The organism is Rhodococcus sp. BS-15 (assembly GCF_000813105.1).
Taxonomy (GTDB): domain Bacteria; phylum Actinomycetota; class Actinomycetes; order Mycobacteriales; family Mycobacteriaceae; genus Rhodococcoides.
The window spans coordinates 1-8,791 of record NZ_BAOX01000211.1; the positions used below are offsets into that span (position 1 = coordinate 1).

Here is an 8,791-nt window from a genome sequence, read left to right on the forward strand (position 1 = left end):
TCTGCCGCACCGCCAGCAGGCGGCGGTACCGAGCTCGGACCCCAGCACGTGCGCGTGCTCGGGGGCCAGGAAGCGATCGCCGCGCTGCAGGTGCAGCATCAGGGCGATGATGTTGCCCATCGAACCCGACGGCACCCACAGCGCCGACTCGAACCCGAGCAGCCCTGCCACCGCTTCTTCCAGCGCTGCCATCGTTGGGTCGTGATCGAGGACGTCGTCGCCCACTTCGGCGTCGGCCATGGCTTGTCGCATGACCGAATCGGGTCGGGTGATGGTGTCGGAGCGAAGGTCGATCGTTCGATGTGCCACGAGTGACGACAATTCCATAGCGCCAAAGCAGTCCGACGAACGGCCTCGAGCTGGCACGATGACTTGAATGTCCGCAGGTCCGACCGAGTCGCAGCACAAGGTGTCGGGTGCGACTCCGAAGGGGGTGCGCCGCCGCCAAGCATTGGCGTCGGCCGCTGCGGACCTGCTCGTCGAGGGCGGATTCGACGCGGTGCGGCACCGATCGGTGGCCGCACGAGCCGGGTTGCCGCTGGCGTCGACCACCTACTATTTCGAGTCCCTCGGAGACCTGGTAGCCGCGGCGGTCGACGTCGTCGGGACGCGCGAGATCGACGTCATGCGCGGTCGCATCGACGACGAGGGCAAGTGCTCGAACGAAATGGAGTCGACGGTCGATCTCATCGTCGACCTGCTCATCGGGCCACAGGACGGCCACGAGCAGCTGATCGCGAGATACGAACGCTTCATTGCCTCGGCACGGCATCCCGAACTGCGCGAGGTGCAGCTGCGGCTGCGTGCCCAGATCGACGACCTGCTCACCGACGTGCTGCGCAGATCGGGCCGAACCGTGCAGGAAGAGCAACTCAGGCGGCTGGTGGCAGTGGTCGACGGTGCCGTCGTCGGAGCGCTCAGCGAAGTGGACCCCGACCCCCGCCACATGGCCCGAAGTATGCTCCTGGCCGTCATCGACATCGTGGCACCGGCAGAACAGGTGCCGGCCGATTGACTTGGCTCGGACGAGATGTTCGGCCCCAGCCCGGTCTAGTCGGTCTCGCCGGTATCTGCGTCGTGGATCGGCGGCACCTCGCACACGCCGTCCTCGCAGACGGGGCCGTGGTCGTCGCCGACGATCTCCAGAGGACCGCTCATGAGTCGGTAGCGGCCTTCTGCAGGACGTCGGCGAACACCGACGGGGCCTGCGCGCCCGACACACCGAGCCGTCCGTCGATCACGAAGAACGGCACACCGCTGATCCCGTAGGCGATGGCCTGCTCCTTGTCCGCGCGCACTGCCGGCAGGAACTCCTCGGACTTCAGCGCCTCGACCACCTCGTCACGGTCGAGGCCGACCTCCGCGGCCAGGTCGGCGAGGTCATCGGTGCGGCCGACGTGGCGGCCCTCCTCGAAGTAGGCCGCCAGAAGACGTTCCTTCATCTCGACCTGCTTGCCCTTCGACTTGGCGAAGTGCAGAAGTTCGTGCGCCTTGACGGTGTTGGTGTGCTGCACGGCGTCGAAGTCGTACGCGAGCCCTTCGCCTGCGGCCAGCTCGGTTATCTGCCGCAACAGCTGCGTGACCTGTTCGGCCGGCATGCCTTTGTGGGAGACGAGAAAATCGACCTCGCTGCCGTCGAAGTCGACCGGTGTGTCGGGTGCCAGCTCGAACGAGTGGAACTCCACCTCGAGCGTCCCGCCTCCGGCGGTGAACTCCGCAGCGCCTGCCTCGAAACGGCGCTTGCCGACGAAGCACCACGGGCACGCGATGTCGGACCAGATGTCGACCTTCACTGTTCGGCTCACGGCGGCTGCAACATCGAAATGCGCTGCGGTTATTCCGCGCTGCGGCGATAGTCTCGATGCTCGGTCCGACGGCCGAATTCGAGTCCGACCTCATCCGAGACCGACAACTGCGCCACGTAAGCTGGATGCTCGTGAGCATCCCGAATGTCCTGGCCACCCGTTACGCAAGTCCCGAACTGGTGGAGCTGTGGTCTCCGGAGCACAAGATCGCCCTCGAACGCCAACTGTGGATTGCTGTGTTGCGCGCGCAGTCCTCCCTCGGAGTCGACGTCCCCAACGCTGCCATCGCCGATTACGAAGCCGTCGTCGACCAGGTCGACCTCGCGTCGATCGCCGAGCGTGAGCGCGTCACCCGCCACGACGTCAAGGCGCGCATCGAGGAGTTCAACGCCCTCGCGGCCACGAGCACATCCACAAGGGGCTCACCAGCCGCGACCTCACCGAGAACGTCGAGCAGCTGCAGATTCTGCGGTCACTCGAACACGTCCACGCGCACGGCGTGGCCGTCGCGAAGCGGCTGGCCGAGCGCGCTGCCGAGTACTCCTCGCTGGTGATGGCCGGCCGCAGTCACAACGTCGCAGCTCAGGCCACCACGCTGGGCAAGCGTTTCGCGTCTGCCGCAGACGAGCTGCTGTTGGCTCTGTCGAGGGTGCAGGAACTGATCGCGCGCTACCCGTTGCGCGGAATCAAGGGCCCGATGGGCACCTCGCAGGACATGCTCGACCTGTTCGGCGGCGACTCCGCCAAGCTCGTCGCACTCGAGCGCATCGTCGCCGATCACCTCGGCTTCCGGCACACCATGACCAGCGTCGGCCAGGTGTACCCCCGATCGCTCGACCACGAGGTCGTCTCCGCGCTGGTCCAGGTCGGTGCCGGACCGTCCTCGTTCGCGCACACCGTGCGCCTGATGGCAGGCCACGAGCTCGTCACCGAGGGCTTCCAGGCGGGCCAGGTCGCTCCTCGGCGATGCCGCACAAGATGAACACCCGCTCGTGCGAACGTGTCAACGGCCTGCAGGTGGTGCTGCGCGGCTACGGCTCGATGGCCGCCGAGCTCGCCGGAGCGCAGTGGAACGAGGGCGACGTCTTCTGTTCCGTCGTTCGCCGCGTGGCGCTGCCCGACGCCTTCTTCGCCATCGACGGACTCATCGAGACCTTCCTGACCGTGCTCGACGAATTCGGCGCGTACCCGGCCGTCATCGCGAAGGAACTCGATCGCTACCTGCCGTTCCTCGCGACGACCAAGGTGCTGATGGCTGCTGTGCGCGCGGGCGTCGGACGCGAAACCGCACACGAGGCGATCAAGGAACATGCCGTCGCCGTCGCGCTGGCCATGCGTGAGCAGGGACTGGAACCGGACCTGCTCGACCGTCTGGCCGCCGACGAACGCCTGCCCCTCGATCGGGCTGCCCTCGATGCTGCACTCGCCGACAAGACGGCATTCACCGGGGCGGCCGACGCTCAGGTCGCTGCGGTCGTCTCGGCAGTGGAGCGACTGATCGCGAAATTCCCGGCCGGGGCGTCGTACACGCCGTCGCCGATTCTGTAGTCAGGAGAGGACACCGGGGAGGTCGGCAACCGAGTCGATCACGTGGTCGGGTTCCATCGCGAACTCGTCGGTGATGCGTCGATCGAGTACGTCCTGGCGGAACTTCCCGGTGCGCACGAGCACCCCCGTCATCCCGACGACCTGGGCGGCGAGGACGTCGTTGTCGAGATCGTCACCGACCATCACGACGTCGTCCGGGTCGACGCCCATCCGCTCGGACGCCGTCCGGAATCCCAGGGGAGCGGGCTTTCCGATGGCCTTCGCGGTGTGTCCCGACGCCTGCTCCATGCCGCCGAGGTACATGCCGGTGTCGATGCGCAGTCCGGCTCCGGTGCTCCACATCAACGATCGATGCATCGCGACGACGGGGATGCCCCGGCACAGCCAGTCGTAGACGCGGCTGAGCCGCTCGTGCGTGAACTCCGGGCCTGCACCGCCGACGACCACGACATCGGGATCCTCGGACGTCTCGTCGACGAATTCGATTCCCGGCATGTCGCCTGCGATCTCACCGTTGTTGATCAGTACCACCCGCGCATCCGGATAGTTCTCACGCAGATGGTCCGCGGTGAGTGACGCGGCCGTGACGATCTCGTCCGAGTGCACGTCCAGCCCCACGTCGCGCAGTGCCGTAGCGATCTGCTCACGCGTCTTCGACGTCGTATTGGTCAGGAACGCGCGAGCAATGTCCTTGCTGTCCAGGTACTTCAGAGTGTCCGCTGCCCCTGGCACCGCCTGCCACGACGTGACAAGGACGCCGTCGATGTCGAAGAGAACCCCGCCGATGCTCATCGGCAAACAGTAGTCTCCGGCTCCGGGCCCCGCAGCGTCAGTGCACCGAGCGCCTACGCTCGGAGACTGTGAACCCCTACACGATTTTCGCCGAGATCATTGCCGGGACGGCCGAGGCCTCTCGCGTCCACGAGGACGAGACAGCGATTGCGTTCATGGACATCAGGCCGCTCACCAGCGGTCATGTGTTGGTGGTGCCCAAACAGCAGTTCCGGACCCTGGCGGAGTTGCCACCCGAGATCGGGGCGCACCTGTTCGTGGTGGGGCAGAAGGTGGCCGCCGCTGTGCGAGCGAGCAATCCGCGTGTCGCAGGCGTCAACTTCTTTCTCGCCGACGGTACGGTGGCCGGTCAGGAAATCTTCCACGTGCATCTGCACGTCATCCCCCGGATGATCGGCGACGGCTTCGGGTTGCAGGCTCGGCCGTCGTCGCCGCAGCGATCCGAACTGGACCGGCAGGCCGGGGAGATCGCAGCGGCTCTCACTCGCTCGTGACCTTCTTCGCCTTGGACAGAGCGTCGGCGTAGATGTCGATGGTCTTGGTGTAGCGGCTGTAGCTCTTGTTGGCACCGTAATCCCACAGCACCATTTGTTGGTTGTCGACGGCGGAAATGGCGTCGAAGCCGGGGTAGCGGCTGGGAATGTCTGCAAGCGTCACATCGGCGGCGTGTGCGACGTCGTGATAGACGAAGGCGACATCGGCGTCGACGGTCGACACGTTCTCCCACGAGACCTTTTTCCAGTACCCGTCATCGGTACCGTCGGGGGTGTACATCTTCAGTCCCCAGCGCTGGTAGTCGCTGAAGTCTGGGTCCGCCGACGGATCGAGCACGTATGCGACGTCGAGCGGCCAGACTCCTACGCCGGTGAGGTCCTGGCGTTCGGAGGCAACCTTCTCGAAATTCGCGACGGCGGCGTCGTAGTCGGCTTTGATGTCTGCCAGTTGGGGGGTGTCGAGGTCGACTCCGAGTGATGAGGCAAGCCCCGCGTAGTTCTCGATGGTCTTTGCCGTCGAATTCGTGTCCAAGGTGACTCCCAGGGTGGGAGCGAGCTGATCGATGGTGTCGGCCTTGGACGAATCGGCCGTGGTGGTCAGCTTTCCGAATTGCCCGAATCTCGGATTGAACTCGCCGATGACGAGATCCGGGTCGAGGCTTGCCGCCTTCTCGAAATCGAATGTGCCCCAGCTTTCGCCGACCGATTCGATGCCTGTGAGATCGGAGCAGCTCAGAATCGGGCTGCTGTCCATGGGAGTCGTCGACCAGATGGCAACGGGCTTGATTCCGTACGACATCAGCGCTGCGGCCGATTCCTCGTCGGCGATAATTCTGTTCGGTTGCGAATCGAGGGAGATGGTCCGTCCCCGGCCGTCGGTGTACGTGAACGGTCCTGATTCTCGGTCGACTGTGTCGACGCGGTCGTTCTCGCTGCAGGCGGCTGGATTCGCGTTCAGGTCGACGACCTGGGTGCTGGAACTTCCCCGGTCTGCTGTGTCGCTGTTACACGCTGCGGCAGCGACGAGTACGAGGACTGAGACGCCCCCGATGAGGACGCGTGGTGGGGCTCCGAGCAGGCGTGCGCTGTGGCGTCGATGAGAAAACATGAGTCACTTCCGTCGTGGTCGGTCGGTTCGAAGTCCCGGGGCGGTGGTGCCGGTGCCGTCCACCTCGGCTCGCCGTCGGATGTTAGCCTCCTCAGGGTCGACTAAGCGAGGGTAGCCTTTCCTTATGGAATTGTGTGGTGAACTCCTGGTCGCGCCCAGTACGACGTAGCGCAGCCGATCGAAGGGGATGCACCGATGGATCAGCAGGGATCAGGGCTCGACGAACTGCGGACGCTGGTCGCAGAGCTGATCGGCTCCGAGCCCGACGCTGTGCCGGTCGATGCGAACCTGTTCGAGTTGGGGCTGGAATCGATCGTGCTGATGCGGTTGGTCGGCAGGTTCCGCAAGCAGGGCAAGACGGTGACGTTCGCAGACCTCGCGGCTCGGCCGACGGTTTCGGCGTGGTCCGAATTGGTCGGTGTTGCAGCCGAACCGGCATCCCGGACTCCCGTCCGCGAAGCGGAGCCGACCACGCGCACGCTCGACAAGGACAGCTTCGATCTTGCCGTACTGCAGCACGCCTATTGGATCGGCCGCAGCGCAGAGCAGCGGTTCGGCGGCGTCTCGCCGCACCTCTACACCGAGTTCGACGGCAGCGCAGTCGATCCCGATCGGCTGCGTGCCGCACTCGAAGCAGTGGCCCGTAGGCACGACATGCTGCGGGCTCGGATCACCGACAACGGGCAGCAGGTGATCGAGTCCAGTCCGGGGTGGCGCGGGTTGACGGTGCACGATCTGCGGAGCGAGGACGACGCAGCGGTCGAGCTGGAACGAACTCGGCAACGCCTGACGCACCAGATGCTCGACATCGAGGCAGGAGAGGTGTTCTCGGCCGATCTGTCGTTGCTGCCGGACGGTCGGACTCGGCTGCATCTCGACATGGACATGATTGCAGGCGACGCCGTCAGCTTCAGAGTTCTGGTCGCAGATCTGGCGAAGGCGTACGACGGCCAGGTGCTCCCCACCGTCGACTACAGCTATGCGCGCTACCTTGCCGACCGCCCGCAGGATCGCCGCGATGCGCGGGCGCAGGCCGAACGATACTGGACGGATCGATTGGATTCTCTGCCCGGAGCGCCCACTCTGCCTCTGGTGGAACGTGATTCGGGCTCCCCATCGGCGACCCGGCGGGCCTTTCACCTCGACTCGCAGCACTATTCGATGTTGCAGTCGCGGGCTCGCGCACATGGCGTCACCCCGGCGGTCGCGGTGGCATCGGCGTTCGCCGAGGTGGTCGGAGCGTGGTCACGTGAGCAGCGATTCCTGCTCAACGTTCCGATGTTCGACCGCGCCCCGACGCACCCGGCCGTCGGTGATCTCGTCGGCGACTTCTCGTCCTCGGTCATGTTGGACGTCGATCTGAGCGAGAGCGTGTCGTTCGCCGAGCGGTCCCGGCAATTGCGGGCTCGGCTGCACGAGGATGCCTCGCACGTCGACTACTCCGGAGTCGAGGTGCTCCGCGACCTCGGCCGTCGTAGAGGAGAACCGGTACTCGCGCCGGTGGTCTTCACGAGTGCGCTCGGATTGGGCGAGCTGTTCGACACCCGTGCGCGGGAGGTGTTCGGAGACCCGGTGTGGATCATGTCGCAGGGACCGCAGGTCGTTCTGGACGCCCAGATCACCGAACTCGACGGCGGCGTGCTGGTCAACTGGGACATTCGCGAGAACGAGTTCCCGCCAGGGGTTCCCGAGGCCATGTTCGACGCCTTCGAGACGCTGGTTCGCGGACTCGTCGTCGACGGTGACACCGTGTGGTCGGAGCCGGTGGGTCAGCTGGTTCCGCCGCGTCAGCTGGTCTGGCGAACTCCGGCAGCGGATGTACCCCGAACGGACGCGTCGCCGACAGCCGGCAACGAGACTCTGCACCGTGCCTTCTTCGATCGCGCATCGCGGAATCCCGATGCGGTGGCGCTCGAGTGGGGCGACAGCGAGTCGATGACGTACGGCGATCTGTGTGACCGCGCCTCGAGAGTGGCTGCGGCACTGGCAGATCGCGATGTGGCAGTGGGCGACACCGTAGGGGTGAGGCTGCCGAAGGGTCCGGATCAAGTGGTCGCAGTTCTCGGTGTGCTCGCCGCAGGCGGGGTGTACGTACCGATCGGCGTCGACCAACCGTCGAGCCGTGCTGCACTGATTGCCCGAAAAGCAGGGTTCACGGTGACGATCGGAGGATCGGGAGACGACGGCCTCGCGGTGTCCGACGCGATCCTGAGCGAGCCTCTGCCCGCCCCGCATCTCGGACCCGACACCGCTCCCGCGTACATGATCTTCACGTCCGGTTCGACAGGTGAGCCGAAGGGCGTGGTCGTCTCGCATCGTGCGGCGATGAACACGATCGGCGACCTGGTCGACCGATTCTCGCTGGACGAGCGCTACCGCCCGTTGTGCCTGTCGGAGTTGGATTTCGACCTGTGCACGTTCGATGTGTTCTCGGTGTTCGCAGCCGGCGGGACGGCCGTGCTCGTCCAGGAACACGAGCGCAAGGATCCGCAGCGGTGGGCCGCTCTGATTCGTGCGCATCGAGTCACGGTGATCAGCTGCGTACCGCCGCTGTTGGACATGATCCTCTCCGCCGGTGAAGATCTGGGCGATTCGCTCGAGGTCGTCATGCTCGGCGGCGACAAGGTCGGTGTCGATCTCTATCGCCGGCTGAGGGCGGCCGTGCCGGGATGCCGATTCGCCGGACTCGGCGGCGCAACCGAAACGGCCATCCACAACAGCATCTGCGAGGTCGTCGAGGTCGACCCGCACTGGCGCACGGTGCCGTTCGGACTGCCGCTACGGTCGATGGCGCTACGGGTCGTCGATGCGCGCGGCCACCTGGTACCGGACTGGGTGCCCGGCGAGCTGTGGGTGGCAGGAACAGGATTGGCCGACGGTTACCTGGACGACCCCGAGCGCACGCGTGAACGCTTCGTCGACGCCGATGGTTACCGCTGGTACCGCACCGGCGATCTGGTTCGCTACGGCACGGACTCGATGGTCGAATTCATCGGCCGCGTCGACAATCAGATCAAGATCAACGGATTCCGCATCGAGCTCGG

The 8,791-nt window shown here is 65.6% G+C and carries 7 protein-coding genes and 1 pseudogene; 4 read left to right on the top strand and 4 right to left on the bottom strand.

Features of this window, described 5'->3' with window-relative positions:
- Window positions 1–327: beta-eliminating lyase-related protein (locus RHBS_RS19725; protein WP_304627322.1), on the bottom strand; the 327-nt coding region annotated here is incomplete at its 3' end.
- 49 nt (window positions 328–376) lie between these two features.
- Here RHBS_RS19725 and RHBS_RS19730 point away from each other — a divergent pair.
- Window positions 377–1,015 carry a TetR/AcrR family transcriptional regulator gene (locus RHBS_RS19730; protein ID WP_052048002.1) on the top strand — a complete coding sequence of 213 codons (639 nt, stop codon included), beginning with the start codon at window positions 377–379 and terminating at the stop codon, window positions 1,013–1,015.
- A gap of 139 nt (window positions 1,016–1,154) precedes the next feature.
- On the opposite strand, the gene RHBS_RS19735 is transcribed toward RHBS_RS19730, so the two are convergent.
- Entirely contained in the window at window positions 1,155–1,805 is a 651-nt protein-coding gene (locus tag RHBS_RS19735) for a DsbA family protein (protein WP_128646276.1), read from the bottom strand.
- A gap of 131 nt (window positions 1,806–1,936) precedes the next feature.
- Here RHBS_RS19735 and purB point away from each other — a divergent pair.
- Window positions 1,937–3,353 (top strand): annotated as a pseudogene (purB, locus tag RHBS_RS19740) (adenylosuccinate lyase).
- Here purB and RHBS_RS19745 read toward each other — a convergent pair.
- Window positions 3,354–4,145, bottom strand: a complete 792-nt coding sequence (locus RHBS_RS19745; RefSeq protein WP_128646277.1) for an HAD-IIA family hydrolase — start codon at window positions 4,143–4,145, stop codon at window positions 3,354–3,356. It abuts the pseudogene before it with no gap.
- Between the two features lie 68 nt (window positions 4,146–4,213).
- On the opposite strand from RHBS_RS19745, the gene RHBS_RS19750 reads away from it, so the two are divergent.
- Window positions 4,214–4,639 (top strand): HIT family protein, encoded by a 426-nt coding sequence (locus RHBS_RS19750; protein ID WP_128646278.1) that lies wholly within the window; start codon window positions 4,214–4,216, stop codon window positions 4,637–4,639.
- Here the strand turns inward: RHBS_RS19750 and RHBS_RS19755 are convergent.
- Complete coding sequence (locus RHBS_RS19755) at window positions 4,626–5,747, bottom strand: ABC transporter substrate-binding protein (RefSeq protein ID WP_128646279.1); 1,122 nt, start codon at window positions 5,745–5,747, stop codon at window positions 4,626–4,628. The two genes, RHBS_RS19750 and RHBS_RS19755, sit on opposite strands and share 14 nt — an antisense overlap.
- Window positions 5,748–5,942: 195 nt before the next feature.
- Here RHBS_RS19755 and RHBS_RS19760 point away from each other — a divergent pair.
- A partial coding sequence (locus RHBS_RS19760) for a non-ribosomal peptide synthetase (protein WP_128646280.1) occupies window positions 5,943–8,791 on the top strand: 2,849 nt, incomplete at its 3' end.

Bases quoted from the DNA above. Each gene is read 5' to 3' on its own strand.
- RHBS_RS19730 (WP_052048002.1), top strand. From the start codon at position 377: ATGTCCGCAGGTCCGACCGAGTCGCAGCACAAGGTGTCGGGTGCGACT.
- RHBS_RS19745 (WP_128646277.1), bottom strand. From the start codon at position 4,145: ATGAGCATCGGCGGGGTTCTCTTCGACATCGACGGCGTCCTTGTCACG.
- RHBS_RS19755 (WP_128646279.1), bottom strand. From the start codon at position 5,747: ATGTTTTCTCATCGACGCCACAGCGCACGCCTGCTCGGAGCCCCACCA.